Source organism: Nocardia puris (genome assembly GCF_003315035.1).
Lineage (GTDB): Bacteria > Actinomycetota > Actinomycetes > Mycobacteriales > Mycobacteriaceae > Nocardia > Nocardia puris.
In genome coordinates, this window is sequence record NZ_QNRE01000009.1 from 130175 (window position 1) to 145651 (window position 15477).

At 71.1% G+C, this 15477-nt stretch carries 13 protein-coding genes; 6 read left to right on the forward strand and 7 right to left on the reverse strand.

Features of this window, described 5'->3' with window-relative positions:
* Window position 1: 1 nt before the first annotated feature.
* A complete protein-coding gene (locus DFR74_RS21870; protein WP_067511983.1) occupies window positions 2-1297 on the forward strand; it encodes a sulfate adenylyltransferase subunit 1 in 1296 nt (431 codons plus the stop codon).
* Between the two features lie 10 nt (window positions 1298-1307).
* Entirely contained in the window at window positions 1308-2081 is a 774-nt protein-coding gene (locus tag DFR74_RS21875; RefSeq protein WP_267898915.1) for a sirohydrochlorin chelatase, read from the forward strand.
* 171 nt (window positions 2082-2252) lie between these two features.
* On the opposite strand, the gene DFR74_RS21880 is transcribed toward DFR74_RS21875, so the two are convergent.
* Window positions 2253-2861 (reverse strand): TetR/AcrR family transcriptional regulator, encoded by a 609-nt coding sequence (locus DFR74_RS21880; protein WP_113975236.1) that lies wholly within the window; start codon window positions 2859-2861, stop codon window positions 2253-2255.
* Between the two features lie 90 nt (window positions 2862-2951).
* Here DFR74_RS21880 and DFR74_RS21885 point away from each other — a divergent pair, with 90 nt between their 5' ends.
* Window positions 2952-4343: an MFS transporter gene (locus DFR74_RS21885; protein ID WP_067511985.1), complete on the forward strand. Its 1392-nt coding sequence runs from the start codon at window positions 2952-2954 to the stop codon at window positions 4341-4343.
* A complete protein-coding gene (locus DFR74_RS21890; RefSeq protein WP_067511987.1) occupies window positions 4340-5026 on the forward strand; it encodes an SGNH/GDSL hydrolase family protein in 687 nt (228 codons plus the stop codon). Before DFR74_RS21885 ends, DFR74_RS21890 begins: the two co-directional genes overlap by 4 nt.
* Window positions 5027-5248: 222 nt before the next feature.
* On the opposite strand, the gene DFR74_RS21895 is transcribed toward DFR74_RS21890, so the two are convergent.
* Together DFR74_RS21895 and DFR74_RS21900 are read right to left on the reverse strand one after the other, a co-directional pair.
* Window positions 5249-5689: a hypothetical protein gene (locus DFR74_RS21895; RefSeq protein ID WP_067511989.1), complete on the reverse strand. Its 441-nt coding sequence runs from the start codon at window positions 5687-5689 to the stop codon at window positions 5249-5251.
* Between the two features lie 373 nt (window positions 5690-6062).
* Window positions 6063-7013, reverse strand: a complete 951-nt coding sequence (locus tag DFR74_RS21900; protein ID WP_067511991.1) for a helix-turn-helix transcriptional regulator — start codon at window positions 7011-7013, stop codon at window positions 6063-6065.
* A 94-nt stretch (window positions 7014-7107) separates the two neighbouring features.
* On the opposite strand from DFR74_RS21900, the gene DFR74_RS21905 reads away from it, so the two are divergent.
* Window positions 7108-7509 carry a VOC family protein gene (locus tag DFR74_RS21905; RefSeq protein WP_067511993.1) on the forward strand — a complete coding sequence of 134 codons (402 nt, stop codon included), beginning with the start codon at window positions 7108-7110 and terminating at the stop codon, window positions 7507-7509.
* Window positions 7510-7823: 314 nt separating this feature from the next.
* Here the strand turns inward: DFR74_RS21905 and DFR74_RS21915 are convergent, their stop codons facing one another.
* Both DFR74_RS21915 and DFR74_RS36720 read right to left on the reverse strand, forming a co-directional pair.
* The gene (locus DFR74_RS21915; protein WP_113975237.1) at window positions 7824-8618 is read right to left on the reverse strand and encodes an HAD family hydrolase; all 795 of its coding nucleotides are present in this window, start codon (window positions 8616-8618) and stop codon (window positions 7824-7826) included.
* Window positions 8619-9087: 469 nt separating this feature from the next.
* Window positions 9088-11298 carry an Hsp70 family protein gene (locus DFR74_RS36720; protein ID WP_195125775.1) on the reverse strand — a complete coding sequence of 737 codons (2211 nt, stop codon included), beginning with the start codon at window positions 11296-11298 and terminating at the stop codon, window positions 9088-9090.
* A 589-nt stretch (window positions 11299-11887) separates the two neighbouring features.
* On the opposite strand from DFR74_RS36720, the gene DFR74_RS21925 reads away from it, so the two are divergent.
* Window positions 11888-12649: an SDR family NAD(P)-dependent oxidoreductase gene (locus DFR74_RS21925; RefSeq protein ID WP_067512042.1), complete on the forward strand. Its 762-nt coding sequence runs from the start codon at window positions 11888-11890 to the stop codon at window positions 12647-12649.
* Between the two features lie 88 nt (window positions 12650-12737).
* On the opposite strand, the gene DFR74_RS21930 is transcribed toward DFR74_RS21925, so the two are convergent.
* Window positions 12738-14324 carry an FAD-dependent oxidoreductase gene (locus tag DFR74_RS21930; protein ID WP_067511997.1) on the reverse strand — a complete coding sequence of 529 codons (1587 nt, stop codon included), beginning with the start codon at window positions 14322-14324 and terminating at the stop codon, window positions 12738-12740.
* 13 nt (window positions 14325-14337) lie between these two features.
* The gene (locus tag DFR74_RS21935) at window positions 14338-15363 is read right to left on the reverse strand and encodes an AurF N-oxygenase family protein (RefSeq protein ID WP_228791319.1); all 1026 of its coding nucleotides are present in this window, start codon (window positions 15361-15363) and stop codon (window positions 14338-14340) included.
* Window positions 15364-15477 lie beyond the last annotated feature (114 nt).

The window sequence follows — 15477 nt, forward strand, 5'->3', positions numbered from 1 at the left end:
GATGTCCGACCTGTTGAGGCTGGCCACCGCCGGTTCTGTCGACGACGGCAAGTCCACCCTGGTCGGACGGCTGCTCTACGACACCAAGTCCGTGCTGGCCGACCAGATCGACGCGGTGACCCGCGCGTCGGTCGACAAGGGCCTGTCCACCCCGGACCTGTCGCTGCTCGTGGACGGGCTGCGGGCGGAGCGGGAGCAGGGCATCACCATCGATGTCGCCTACCGCTACTTCGCCACGCCCAAGCGGTCTTTCGTGCTCGCGGACACCCCCGGGCACGTGCAGTACACCCGCAACACCGTGTCCGGCGCGTCCACCGCGCAGCTGGTGATCCTGCTCGTCGACGCGCGCAAGGGCGTGATCGAGCAGACCCGCCGCCACGCCGCGGTGCTGGCGCTGCTCGGGGTGCCGAAGCTGGTGCTGGCCGTCAACAAGATCGACCTGGTCGACGACGCCGCCACCGTATTCGCCGACATCTCGGCCGAATTCACCAAGCTCACCTCGGCACTGGGCTGGGCGCCCGAGGACGTGCTCGAGATCCCGGTCTCGGCGCTGCACGGCGACAACATCGCCAGCCGCTCGGAGAACACGCCCTACTACGACGGCCCATCGCTGATCGAGCATCTCGAATCGGTGCCGGCGGACGCCGACAACACGGGCACGCATTCGCTCGGCCTGCGGTTCCCGGTGCAGTACGTGATCCGCCCGCGCACCCCGGAATACCCCGACTACCGCGGCTACGCCGGGCAGATCGCGGCCGGTTCGGTGGCGCCCGGCGACGAGGTCGTGGTGCTGCCCTCGGGTGTGCGCACCACGGTCGAGCGCATCGACACCCCCGACGGCGAGCTGGCGGTCGCGCAGTTCGGGCGCAGCGTGACGCTGATCCTGGCCGACGACGTGGACATCTCGCGCGGCGACATCATCGCCTCGGTGGCCGACGCGCCGGAGCCGATCGACAGCTTCGACGCCACCGTGTGCTGGCTGGGCGACAAACCGCTGCGCCCCGGCGCCCGCCTGCTGCTCAAGCACGGCACCAAGACCACCCAGGCCATCGTCGGCGCGCTCATCGAGCGGTTCGACGAGCAGCGCCTGGCCGCCGATCCGAATCCGGAAGCGTTGTCGCTCAACGATATCGGCCGCATCTCGGTGCGCGTCGCGGAGCCGATCGCGACCGACGACTACCGGGCCAACCGCCACACGGGCAGCTTCCTGCTGATCGACCCGGCGGGGGGCAACACCCTCGGCGCGGGTCTGGTCGGTGACGTGCTGACCGCCGTCGAGGTCGGCGCGGGAGTCTGAGGTGAGCGCGGTGTTCCCCGGAATCCGGCCGGACCGCGTGGGCCCGGTCGCGGGGGCACGTCCCGCGTTGATCGCGGTAGCGCACGGCAGTCGTGATCCGCGGTCGGCGGCCACCATGGCGGCGGTCGCGGCCGGGATCGCCGCCGCGCGGCCCGATCTCGACGTGCGGCTGGCGTTCCTCGACCTGAGCGCGCCCTCGGTCGAGCAGGTCGTGGATGCCGTTGCCGCCGAAGGACATTCGGAGGCGATCGTGGTGCCGCTGCTGCTGGGCAGCGCGTTCCACGCCCGGGTGGATCTGCCGGGATTGCTCGACGCGGCGCGTGCGCGTCATCCGCGGCTGACGCTGACGCAGGCGGATGTGCTCGGGCCCGATCCGGGGCTGATCGGCGTGCTGCGCGACCGTGTGATCGCGGCCGCAGGGGCGCTCGAGCCCGGTCTGGGTATCGCGGTGGCCGCCGTCGGTTCGTCCTCGGCCGCCGCCAACGTGCGCACCGCGACGGTGGCGCGTCAGCTCTCGGCGCTGACCGGATTGCCCGCCGAAATCTGCTTCGCGACAACGGAACCCACCGTGCACGAGGCCATCACGCGCCTGCGCGCCCGCGGTGCCGGGCGGGTGATCGTGGCGCCGTGGTTCCTGGCGCCCGGCCTGCTGACCGATCGGCTCCGCACCGCCGCGCCGGAGCTGGTGCACGCCGGTGTGCTCGGCGCGCACGGCGCACTCGTCGCGTTGGCCTGCGCGCGTTACGAATCGGCGTACAGCGGCGCGCTCGCACTGTCGGCCTGAGGGATTCGGGGCCGGACCACGACTCACTGCGGCATCCTGCACCATGCCTGAGTGCTGGAGTGCCGATGCCGCCCGGCCGAGCCCGTCACTCGCCGCGACCACCCGGAGGGCAGGCGCGACACCCGCGCGGCAGCGACCGGCATGTGTGAATCCCGTTCCGCGAGCCAGTTTTCAAGCCAGCAGGCGGTCCACCAGTTGCCGCGCCATGCGAACGCGCTTCTCATCGCCGAACTGATGGGCGGTGCTGGCGGCTCCCACCAAGACGTCCAGTTCGAACGCGAGGGCGTCGGGGTCGTGGCCGGTCAGCGCGCCCGCCGCCTGCGCCTTGCCGATCTCGCCCGCGAGGAAGGTCAGCCATTCGTCGCGGTCGGCGGCGATGGCGTCGCGCACCGGGCCCGGCCTGCTGTCGAACTCGGCGACCGCGGCGGTGCGGAAACACCCGCCGGGGAAGGACGGCTCCAGCACATGGTCGAACCAGCGGTCGATCAGGACGCGGAGTCGTCCAGGTCCAGACGGCTCCGCCATGGCGGGCGCGATGATCCGCTCCACGAACACCTCCCGCGCGGCCCGCACGGCGGCCAGTTGTAGCGCTTCCTTCGACCCGAACAGCGTCGCGATGCCGCTCTTGCTGACGCCGAGGTCGGCCGCCAGCCGCCCGATGCTCACGCCGGTGAGCCCCTCGACCGAGGCCACGTCGGCCGCGTGCCTGGCGATCGCCGCGCGGGACCTCGCGCCCTTGACCAGGCGCTGATCGGTTGTCGTCTCGGCCATGTGCGTCATTCTTCCATCGGGGGCTTGCACGGACGAACGATCGGCCATACTTTAATGCACGAACGATCGTACGTTTTGTTTCTCTCCCGAAGGATACCCATGTCCGAGGTGCGGACCGAGAGTCCCCCGACCACCGGCCCCCTGCTCGTCGCCTGCGGCGCGGCGTTCATCGCGTTTCTCGATCTCTCCGTGGTCAATATCGCCTTCCCCGCGATCGCCCGCGACTTCCCCGGCACATCCACCGCCACCCTCACCTGGGTGGTCAGCGGCTACGCCGTCGCCTTCGCCGCGCTGCTCACGCCGGGCGGCCGCCTCGCCGACGCGCTCGGCCGGCGGCGGGTGTTCCTCGGCGCGTTGCTGGCGTTCGCGCTGACTTCGGCGCTGTGCGCGCTGGCGCCGAACGCCGCGACGCTGGTCGCCGGGCGCATCGCCCAGGGCGCGAGCGCGGCGCTCATGGTGCCCGCCGCGCTCGGACTGGTACTCGCCGCGAGCAGGCCGGAACGGATCGGCGCCGCCATGGGCGCGTGGTCGGCGGCGGGCGGGTTCGCCGCCGTCGTCGGGCCCGCCGTCGGTGGCGGTCTGGTCGAATTGTTCGGCTGGCCAGCGGTTTTCCTCGTCAATGTGCCGGTGGTCGCGATCCTGATCGCCGCCGTGCTGCGGGTGGTGCCCGCCGACACGCACCGCGACGGGCGGTGGCCAGACCCCGTGGGCACCCTCGCCGTGGCGCTCGGTCTCGGCGCGATCGTCGCCGGGATCACCGAGAGCCATCGGTGGGGCGCACTCGGCACGTCCGTCGCGATCGTCCTCGGCGGCGCGCTGCTCGTGCCTGCGGTGCTGCGGTCGGCGCGCCACCCCGAACCCGCCGTGACGATAGACCTGTGGCGCGATCGCGGATACGCGCTGGCGGGCGCGAGCTCGTTCGTCTTCGGCGCGGCGATGTTCGCGTGGTTGCTGGCCGGACCGCTGTTCCTGGACGCCATCTGGGGCTACTCGACGCTCGGGGCGGCGGGCGCGCTGTCGATCGGCGCGGTGTCCTCGATGGTCACCGCCGTGGCGGCGGGCCGCCTCACCACGCCACGGGCGCGGCGCGCGGCCGGTGTACTCGGCACGCTCCTGTTCACCGGGACCCTGGTCTGGATGAGCACCGACGCGTTCGGGCCCGAGCCCGCGCTGTGGACGGCCTGGGTGCCCGCGGGCATCCTGGGCGGTGGCGGGGTCGGGATCGTGGTCACCGTGCTGTCCGCGGCGGCCGCGAGTGTCGTGCCACCGCAACGCTTCGCGGCGGGCATCGGGATGACGCTCACCGCCCGGCAGCTCGGTGGCGCGCTCGGCGTCGCGATCCTCGCCGCGGTGTTCGCCGCGAATCCCGGCGCACCGCTCACCGCGCTCCATACCGTCTTCGCGATCGGCGCGGGCATCACCGTGCTCGCCGCCTGCTTGATCGCCCTGCCCGTCCCCGCCGCCGATTCCCGATCAGGAGAAACGATATGACCCGCGATATCCCGCGCACCGAAGCCGACGACCCGATGGTGTTGTCTCCCTATACCGCTCGCGCACTGCTCTTGGACGCCCCGTGGCGACGGTTCGCGGTGCTGGGCGACTCGATCGCCGAGGGGGTCGGCGATCCCCGGCCCGGTTACGCCGACGGCGGCTGGGCGAAGCGCGTCGCGGGCGCGCTCCGGGCCGCGCACCCCGACACCGCCTACCTCAACACCGGGCTGCGCGGGGCCACGTCGGCGCAGGTCCGTGCCGAACAGCTCGGTGCCGTACTGGATTTCGCGCCCGACCTGGTGCACGTGACCTGCGGCGGCAACGACCTGTTCCTCGCGGGCGCGGGTCTGGAGACCGTCCGCGCCAACCTGGATGCCATATACGCGGCCCTCGCGCGCACCGGCGCGCAACTGTCCACTTTCACCGTCGCGGACGTGTGGGACAGCGACCGCATGGCCCCGATGCGGCCCATGCGAGCACCGATGGCCGCGCTCAACGACATCATCCGCGACCTCGCGGCCCGCTACGACGCCGTCCTCGTGGACTTCTGGGAGCACCCCCTGCGCCTGCGCACCGACCTGATGAGCGACGACCTGATCCACTTCGCCGCCAGCGGCCACGCGGTGGTCGCGACCGAAGTGGTGCGAGCACTCGCCCAGCGAGCGGCGGTGCCGACCGGGTAGGCACGATCGAGTGGTCGCCGTCGACCCAGCCGAACGCGGGCCGCTCTTCGACCCGGCACATGTCGTCTTCGTTCGCCTCCGAACCAGTGACGGGTGAGTTCGGCGAGCGCGATGTGGTTCGGCTGAAGGCGAGCCGTCGCCGGGACACGGATCGGGCCGTGCCGGAGATTCCGGCACGGCCCGATTGTGGTGCGGTTCAAGGGAATCCGCGTCAGCCCTGGATCAGGGCAGCACCTGGGGCATCAGGTGCGGGGCGATCGCGCCGACCAGCAGGCCGACGACGGCGCCCGTCACGGCGCCGCTCAGCGCGCCGGAGATGCCGCAGGGCACCGCCATCACGATGAACGCGGGCAGGCAGGTGGCCGCGGCCAGCACACCCGAACCCGCGGCGCCGGCGGCCGCGCCCGCGACCGCGCCATTGGCCAGCGGATCGGAGTTCTGCGCGTTCGGGTCGGTGGCGACGTCCTCGAGCGGGATACCCACCGCGGCCGCGAACACCGGCACCTGCGCGGGCTCGGCGATCTGCTGGACCACCGGCGCCGGCGCCGCGACGGGTGCCGCCTGCGCCGGCGCAGGCGGACCGACGAGCGCGACCGCCGCCGCCACCGGCAACGCCGCCGCGATCACCGTGCGACCGGCGTTGCGGAAGATTGCACGCCCCATGATATTTCTCATCTCTCCCCCGACCATGATCTCGAATTTCGTTGCTGGGCAACGACAGTCCGGAACCTCGCGAACCGGACGAGATCATGCAAGCCGGTCCGGCATCCGGAAGGCAAACTCAGTGGCTCAAATCACGTTTAGCCGCGTCGGTGTACGGGTCCGGCCGCATGGCGGACCCATACTCGAGATCGACCGGGCCCGCACCATGGAGAGCACGAGTCCCGCCGTCTGGTGGACCCCAGACGATCACTCGGCGGCTCCGGTGGGGCGGATCCTCGGCGGTGGGCGGCGAGCACGTCGCGACGATACCGACCACCGTGCGCGGCGACCAGCTCGACGGTGGCGGCCGCCGTGAAACCGCTTCCAGGAACGGCTAATTCGCGGTCGCGCCATACCGCCGCAGCAGTTCCGTCCCGAGTCCGGCCAGTGCCTCCAGTACCGGGGCCGGTCCCAGCACCTCCACGTCGTCGCCCCAGCCCGCGAGCTGGCGGGCGACCATGCGCGGGGTCGGGGCGGTGATGCGGACCAGGACGCGGCCGTCCCCGACCGGCCCGTCCACCTCGCAGTGCCTGCCCTGCTGGTCACGCAGCACCGGAAGCAGATCCGGGGCCACCAGGACGTCGGCCGAGGTGGCGGCGCGGCGGCGTTCCATCTCCTCCACCACCTCCGCCCACGCCTCGGCGAGATCGAAATCGGCTGGGCGGTCGAAGATTTCGTCGAGGGGGCGGGATTCCACGATGCGGTCGACGCGGAAGGTGCGCCTGCCGCGGTCGGTGCCCGCGACCAGGTACCAGACGGCGTCTTTGTCGATGAGGCCCCACGGATCGACCGTCCGCGTGGTGCGGCGGCCCGCGCTGTCGTAGATCAGCCGCACACGGCGACGCTCGACCACGGCACGTTGCAGCACAAGCACTTCCGCCGGACGCTCCCGGTCGCGAGCGCCCCAGCGTGACGGGTCCACGACCACCGCGTCGGCAGCCGCTTCGGCGTCGGCGCGGAAGGTGTGCGGGAGCGCACGAATCAGCTTGCGCAGCACCGACTCAAGCTCGGGATTGCCGGTGGCCGAGGGCCCGGCGAGCAGGAACAATGCCCGCGCCTCGGATTCGGTGAGCCCGGTGAGATCGGTGCGCGCCCCGCCCACCAGCTGCCAACCTCCACCGCGACCCGGTTGCGGATACACCGGGACACCCGCCGCCGACAGCGCCTCCAGGTCGCGGCGCGCCGTCGCCACCGACACCTCGAGTTCGGCGGCGAGTTCAGCCGCCGTCACCCGCCCGCGCGCCTGCATCAGCAACAGGGTCGCCACCAACCGGTCCGCTCGCATACCGGAAATTCTGCCAGGAAAAGTGCTCACTCGATGAGCACTTTGCCCGCGAGGATGGTTTCACCAGCACGAACGACGAACCAAGGAGACGGACATGTTGCGCGGAATGACCACGGTCACCTACTACGCCGACGACCTCGAGGCCGCCAAGGACTGGTACACCGAATTCCTCGGCCAACCGCCCTACTTCCGCGTCCCCGGCGGCTACTACGAGTTCCGCGTCGGCGACTACCAGCACGAACTCGGCCTCGTCGACCGCCGCTACGCCCCGCCCGGCGCGAGCGACACCCCCGGCGGCAGCGTCCTGTTCTGGCACGTGGACGATCTCGAAGCCACCGTCGAACGCCTGCTCGCCCTCGGCGCGACGGTGTACGAGCCGATCACCCCGCGCGGCGAGGGTTTCGTCACCGCGTCCGTGGTCGACCCCTTCGGAAATGTCTTGGGCGTCATGACCAACGCCCACTACCTGGACGTGCTCGAGCGGACCGGCGGGTGAGCCGACGCCTGCGGCGTGCTCGGCAGTAGGTGCTCGAGTCCGCAGCGGGTGGGGTCACCGCCGCCGTGGGCGCCTCGTCCGCGGTAGCGGGTGCCGCGCTCGCGGCGACCAGCGGCGGCGCGGCCGCGATCCTGGCTCAGCGAGGCGCACGCCGGAGCCCACGGCCTGCGGGCGGACGTAGGTGCGGGTGCCGCGCCGCCTCGAAGAGGTGCGCCGGCAGATCGGTCCCACCACCGAGACCCTCTCGCAGCGCCTGGGCCGTTGGCATCACGGTTCAGCCGGTGGTGACCGACCTCGAATCGAGCTTCGCGGGCTCAGAACCAGCGTTCGAGGATGCGGGCCGCGCCGTCGGTGGTGACGTCGGTGGTGATTTCGTCGGCGAGGTCCTGGATTTCGGCGGGCGCGTTGGCCATGGCCACGGAATGGCCTGCCCAGGTGAGCATTTCGCGATCGTTGTAGCCGTCGCCGATGGCGAGGGTTTCGGCCCGGGGGATGTCGAGGGCGCGGCGCAGGCGTTCCAGCGCCCAGCCCTTGGAGACGCCGCGGGGCGAGACGGTGAGCCACGGGCCGAGATCACCGTGCACCCAGGAGGATTCGGGCGACTCCCAGGATTCGAGCAGGGGCAGCATCTCCTCGAGCGAGCCGTCGGGCCACCAGCAGTTGAGCCGCGGCGTGGGTTCGCTGCCCAGGGCGTCGTGGTCGACCAGCAGGTAGTCGCCGATCGGGTAGCCGCCGGGACTCGCGCCGGTCGCCCAGGTGCCGACCCCGACCTTCTCCACCGCGAACACCATCTCCGGGAACAGATCACGCAGCGTCGCGACGGCGGGCGCCGGGTCGAACGCGTGCACCGCGACCGGCGCGCTGCGCCGCACATCGATGTGCACGGCGCCGTTGGAGCACAGCGCGTGCCCGTCGACGAGCCCGAGTTCGGCCAGCACGGGCCGCGTCGCCAGCAGCGAGCGCCCGGTGGTCACGACGACATGCGCGCCCTGCGCCACGGCGGCGCGCACCGCCGCGACCACTCGCTCGCTGACCGGCACCCCGGCGTCCAGCAACGTCCCGTCGACGTCCAACGCGATCAACCGAGGCCGTCCCCCACGCACAACCACCAGCCCATTGTGCCCTCCCCTCCCCCACCCCGTCCCCGAATTCCCCGGGCTGACCGGGGGTGTTCACCCTCGCCGCACGCGGCAGTCGCACGGGCCGGAGACGGTGGAACCCAACGCGCTACCACCGGACCGGATGTACCGCCATCCGCTGAACAAACGTCGGCCGACAAGGCTCGACCGTCACCGCCACCCGAACCGCCGTAGCCGCCAGCGGATTCGGCACTGCCGCCGGTCGAGCACGGCCGCTGATCAGACCGCCGCCGACAAGGCTCGCCCGACTGCCCGGCCGATCTGTGGAGGTAGTGGTGAGTCATCGGCGGCCACCGCCCGGGCGCGCCCTGTACCCGCACCCGCCCGCGAGGCTCCGGTTTCGCCGTCACTGTGACATCGCGATCCGTGCCGCTCAACCGAACACGCGGCGAATTTGCGACGGGTCTGCGCGGGATCGCTTGTGGCTGTGAGCGCTTCGTCAGCGGCCGCCGCCACGGGCACCGCCGCCGCCTCCACCACCACCGTTGCCGCCGCCGCCCGAACCACCCGAACCGCCGCCGGACTTGGAGCCGCCGCCGGAGCTCGAGCTGCCGCCGGAGCTGTCGGAGCCGCCGCCGGAGCGTGAACCGCCGGAGCCACCGGAGGACTGGCTGCCGCCCGAGCCACCGCCGCCACGGGAGGACGAGTTGGAGCCCGAAGAGTTGCCGCCGGAGGAGGAGTTGCCGCCACCGCCGCTGGACGAGGCGCCGCCGCCGGAGGAGTTGCCGCCGCCGGACCCACCCGAGGACGCGCCCCCGCCGGATTTGCCGCCACCCGATGCGCCGCCCGACGCACCACCGCCGGACGCACCACCACCGGAAGCGCCACCACCGGAAGCGCCACCACCGGAAGCACCTCCGCCTGAAGCACCACCACCGGAGGAGTCACCACCCGAGCCACCGGAGCCGCCCGAGCCGGCGCCGCCGGAAGACGCACCGCCCGAGGAGGTTCCGCCTCCGGCGCTGTCGGAACCACCGCCGGAGGAGGCCCCACCGCCGGTACCTCCGCCGGTCGATGCCCCACCGCCGGCCGCGCCGCCGGTTCCCGTCGATCCGCCCGATGTACCACCGGAACCGCCGGTCGGCGAACCGTCGGACGGGTTGGTCCCGGGCGCACCGTTGGAAGGCGTACCCGCACCGGGAGTTTCGCCAGTTCCCGGCGCCCCCGTGCCCGGCGCTCCGGTTCCCGGCGCCCCCGTTCCGGGCGCTCCGGTCCCCGGCAGTCCGGAGCCGGGCGTCCCCACACCGGGCACCCCGCTCCCCGGCACCTCCCCGATCGGATCCACGGGCCCCGGATTCGGCTGCGGCGCCGGATTGTTCGGGTTCGGCAGCGACGGCAGGCTGATCCCGGGCACCCCGGGCCGCTCCCAGCCGGGCGAACTCACCGGCCGGTCGCGCTGGAACGGCAGCGGGTTCCGGAAGTGCGCCGGATCGGCGTATTGCGTTCCCGTGCCGCCGGTTCGGTGATCGCCGGGGCTGCCCGACCGATGATCACCGAGCACGCCGCTGCGCGTGAGCGCGGGCCCGTAGGTCATCGTCTGGCCCACCGACGACATCGCGCGACTCACCGCGCTCACCCCGCTCATCGCGAAGGTGGCGTTCTGCACCAGGCTCGCGGGCAGGCCGTTGCGCACCGCGCGATCCACCACGGTGTCACCGTTCGGCTCGTACAGCAGCGCGTTCGGCGGCAGCGGCAGCGCGACGGGGAACCGGTCGAGCACCGGCAGCAGCCCCGAATCACCGGACCCGCCGAACACGGTCGCCGCCGACATCGCGAGCGCGGAAGCCACTGCCGCACTGGAGAATACGGCCACGCGCGGGGCAGGACGATCACCGTCACCGGCGGGTGCGAAGGCGCGCAGCGCGAACCGCGCGGCACCCACCGCGGTGATCTGGCCGGGATCGGCCGACACCACGACCGGCCGCCCCAACTCCCCCAGGGTCCGCGCCACCTCCGCGGGGCGCGACGCACCGCCGACGAGCAGCACGCGGCTGATATCCGACATCGCCAGCCCGGTGGAGCGCACGCAGTCGCGCACCAGATCGAAGGAATCGCGCACGTGGTCGGCGCGCAACCCGTCGACGTCGACCATCGCGGTCATCGGCAGCGCAGCGCCCGGCGCGGACCGGCCTCCGTACCTGGCGATCATGTCGCCCAGCGAGCGCCCGCCGAAATCGTAAGAGCGGACCGGCTTTCCCACGATCGGGTGGTCTTCCCAGTCCGGTCCCACGCGCACCACCGAGACGTCCAGACTCTCGCCGCCGAGGTCGTAGACGAGGACGAAGCCGGTCTCGAGCGGCCCGTGCTCCCAGTCCAGCCATTCGGCGGCGGCCACCGGCTCCGGCACCAGCAGCACATGCCGCGCGCCGCCGAGGTCGAGCGCCTGGCGCAGCAGCGCGAGTTGTTTGTCGGTGTAGACGGCCGGATACGTGGCCACGGCGCCCGAATCAGGTTCGGCGCCCTCCAGCAGCCCGTTCACCACCGCCGCCACGAGGTTCGCGGGCGAGAAGAGCCTGCCGCCGACGATCATGGCTTCGGGGTCGCGCGCGAGGTCGGCGAATTCGGTTGTGGCGGTGTCGTACTGGGAGATGCGACTGAGTCGTGCGCCACCCGCGTCGTCGAAGGTGAGCGCGGTTCGCCGGGTACGCACGGTCGGTCGTAGTCCGGCGGCCGATACCGCGGCCGACACGGAGTTCACTGAACCGATGCTGAAACCCAGACCAGTAGTCATATGCCATCCCGTCAACGCACCGTGACCACGTCCAGCACACAGTCCAGCCATGTGGCCGCGGTCGTCTTCCAAACAGCCCCCACAGGTTAGCTGCTGATCGACTTTTCCGGATGCCAATTTGATATGAAACGTTTTGCTTCTGTTGATGATGGGTCGAACGCCCAGGTAGGAAGGCCCGCGACCGACGGTCCAGCCCCCTCGACGCGTCGCAAAAACCAAGCGCCAGGCCCGATTCCGCTACCAATCAGCGACCCGAAGTCGCTACTCGCGAGTAGCGGGTCACGGGGTGGTCACCCTCCGGCAAATCGGGTAACAGACACCGACCGGTCGGTAACTGAAGGATTGCCACGAGTTTCCCCGCTCGACGACGCCCATTCCACCCTATAGATGACACGTCAAATGCCATGGCCGATCTCCGCCAGCACGCCCACCGACGGACCGGTTGACTCGATAGCACCGGCCGGACAACGCACACGAAAGGTCAAAAACCAGAAGGGAAGTGGTCACCATGGCGACACGATTCGCCGATCGGGTCGTGCTCATCACCGGAGCCACCTCGGGCATCGGGCTCGCGGTGGCGGAGCGGCTCGCCGCCGAGGGCGCGACCTTGGTCCTCGGTGCGCGCGGCAAGGACGCGGGCGAGGAGGTCGCCGAACGCCTGCGCGACGCCGGCGCGCGGGTCACGTTCGTCCCCACCGATGTGACCGTGGAATCCGAGGTCGCGCACCTCACCGACACGGCCGTGACCGAGTACGGCCGTCTCGACGCCGCGTTCAACAACGCGGGCGCGATCAGCGCCTACGGCCCCGTCGAGGAGATCGACGAAAACGGTTGGCGCGCCGATATCGAACTCAACCTGACGGCGGTCTTCTACGGCCTGCGCCACCAGGTGCCGGCCATCGCGGCCTCCGGCGGCGGTGCGATCCTCAACACCGCCTCCAACCTCGGCGTGGTCGGCATGGGTTCGGTCGCCCCGTACGTGGCGGCCAAGCACGGCGTCATCGGGCTCACCCGCGCCGTCGCGATGGAGGGCGCCGAGCGCGGGGTCCGGGTGAACGCACTGGTCTCCGGCGCGGTCGACACCCCCGCCTTCCGCTCCTCGATGGGCGCGACCCCCGAAGGCGTGGCGCGGGTCGAAGCGTTGCACCCGCTGGGCCGCGTCGCGAGCGCGGACGAGATCGCGCCGCTGTGCGCCTACCTGCTCAGCTCGGAGTCGAGCTTCGTGACCGGCGCGGCGCTGACGATCGACGGTGGATTCACCGCGCGCTGACCGCGAAAACGCCGAACGTCACGCCGGAAAGGGCGTGACGTTCGGCGTGGTCTCGTCCGCCCTCATCGCGGACCGAGAGCGGCGGGCCTCAGGCGCGAGCCAGCAGCCTGCGTAGCGGACCCGGTTGCGGACTCACCGCGCCACCGGCGATCACGCTGGGCCTGCGTTCGCGCACCAGCCGATCGAAATCGGCGGCGCCACGGGCGGGTTCGGGCAGCTTGCCCGCGTTGTAGTCGTCGGCCAGCTGCCGCACCGTCTCCTGCGCGCACGACTTGTTCGTGCCGATGAAGCCGGTGGGGCCGCGCTTGATCCAGCCGGTCACGTACGAGCCGGTCAGCACCGGGCCGTCGACGCCGTCGAGCACCCGGCCCGCGCTGTTCGGGATGACACCGGCGCGCTCGTCGAACGGCAGCCCGCGCAGCGGCACACCGCGATAGCCCACCGAGGTGAGCACCAGCCCGGCTTCGACGCGGTCGGTCTCACCGGTCGCCACCGCGGTGGTGCGGCCGTCCTCGCCCACCACCAACTCGTTGCGGGCCAGCTCGATACCGGCCACCCGGTCCTCGCCGAGCACCGCCACCGGAGTGGACAAGTAGCGGAACACGATCCGCTTGCGGTCGCCCACCGGGCGGTCCGCCACCTGGTGCAGCAGCCGCAGCTTCTGCTCGACCTTGTACGGCAGGTCCGGCGTGATCGGGGGCAGTTCGCCCGCCACCACGATGTCCAGATCCGCGGCCAGCAGGCCGACGAATTCCGGGACGGTGAACGCGGATTCGGCCGGACCGCGGCGGGCCGCGATCACGACCTCCTCGATCTTGCTCTCCCGCAACGCCTTCAGCGCGTAGGGCGCGATATCGGTGCCCGCCAGCGAATCGGGATCGCTGACCAGGATGCGCGCCACGTCGAGCGCGACGTTGCCGTTGCCCACGATCACCGCGCGCCGCGCGGACAGATCGAACTCGTCGTCCGCGTGGTCGGGATGCCCGTTGTACCAGGCCACGAAATCGGTGGCCGACACGGTGCCGGGCAGGCCCTCACCGGGGATGCCGAGCTTGCGGTCGGTGGAGGCGCCCACCGCGTAGATCACCGCGTGGAAGTGCGCGAGCAGCTCCTCGTGGGTGATGTGCGAGCCGACCTCGACGTTCAGGTACGAGCCGAAGCCCGGCTGCGCCGAGATCACGTCGAACAGGTGGCTGACCTGCCGGGTGCGCGCGTGGTCGGGCGCCACGCCGTGGCGGGCCAGGCCGTAGGGCACGGGCAGCCGGTCGAACACCGTGACCGCCACGTTCGGCTGGGTGAGCAGTTCGTCGGCGGCGTACATGGCCGACGGTCCCGATCCGATGATCGCCACCCGCAGCGGGGAGCGCTTCGTGTGGATCTTCGCCGCGGGCACCGGCCGGGCCAGCAGCGGGCGCGGCCGGCTCTGCCGGTAGAAGTCGGCGTTGATCTCGATGAACGGCTTCTGCTCCTCGGTGAGCTTCTTCGAGGAACTGATCGCGTCGACCGGGCAGGCCGTCGCGCACGCGCCGCAGTCCACGCACGCCTTGGGGTCGATGTAGAGCATCTCCGCCGTCAGGAAGTCCGGTTCGTCGGGCGTGGGATGGATGCAGTTGACCGGGCAGGCGTACACGCACGACGCGTCGCTGCAACAGGATTGAGTGACGACGTAGGGCATGGGGTACCGCCGCTCAGCTCGCCTTGACGACGCGCAGCGGCTCCGAGCGGTAGCGGCTCATCGGGCCGTCGATGCCCAGCAGCTTCCACACCCGCTTGGAGATCGGGTTCATCAGGCCGAGCTCCTTGGCCAGCGCGCGCACGTCGACGAAGTAGTCGGCGAAGACCTGCTTGGCCTCGGGCGAGCCGTAGAACAGCTCCTTGCGGACCTTGGCCGGGATGTCGAACTCCTTGAAGAACGACTTCGGCGGGGTCGCGATGGAGCGGCCCAGGATGAACATGATCGTCGGCATGGCGATCGAGAGCACGAACTTGTTGGCCGCGTTCACCTCGGGCACGTGCTTCTTGAGGAACTCGTGCGCGAAGGAGATGTGGCGGGCCTCCTCGGCGACGTGGATGGCCATCACGCCGAGCATGATCGGGTGGACCTCTTCGCCGGAGCGCAGGATCTCCTTCTGGATGTGGTCGATCGGCTCCTCGCCGGCGAGCACGGCCATGAAGAACAGGTTGGGGAATTTGGCGGCGACCGGCGCGGCGAGGTACTTGAACATGCTCACCAGCGGGCCCATGCCGGGCACGTCGATGCCGATGCGGTTCACCATCTCCTGGAACATCAGGGTGTGGTTGTGCTCCTCGATCATCTCGTGGGAGCAGTAGCGGAACTCGGGCGAGCCGTTGGGCAGGCCGAAGTTGTAGGTCACCATGCCGCTGATCAGGATGGACTCGAACTGGAGCCCGACCTTGGCGATATTGGCCTGGCGGTACTTGCCGAGGGTGATCTGCTCGTCCTTGGACAGGGCCAGGTACCAGGGGTGGCGAGCGAGCGGATCGGCCGACTTGGGCAGGATCCAGCGCTCCTCGCCGGCGTCGGCGGCGTAGTCCGGGTTGTCCCAGTCGATGTCCTCGAACGGGTCGAAGTGCTTGTTCACCGAGCCCTCGGACAGCAGCAACAGCCTGGCGGCGTATTCCTGCGCCTTCGCGAGATCGGGATCAACTGCGGGCGTCGCGGCTGTCGACATCGTCGTCACTGCCTTCCTCATGGGACGTATTACCTGTACCCAATAGTTACACCAACGATGGGTCACGTCAACTCTGACGGCAGACACGCCGACGGCGGCCGGGCTCGCGTGCCCGGCCGCCGTCGAATGGTTCCG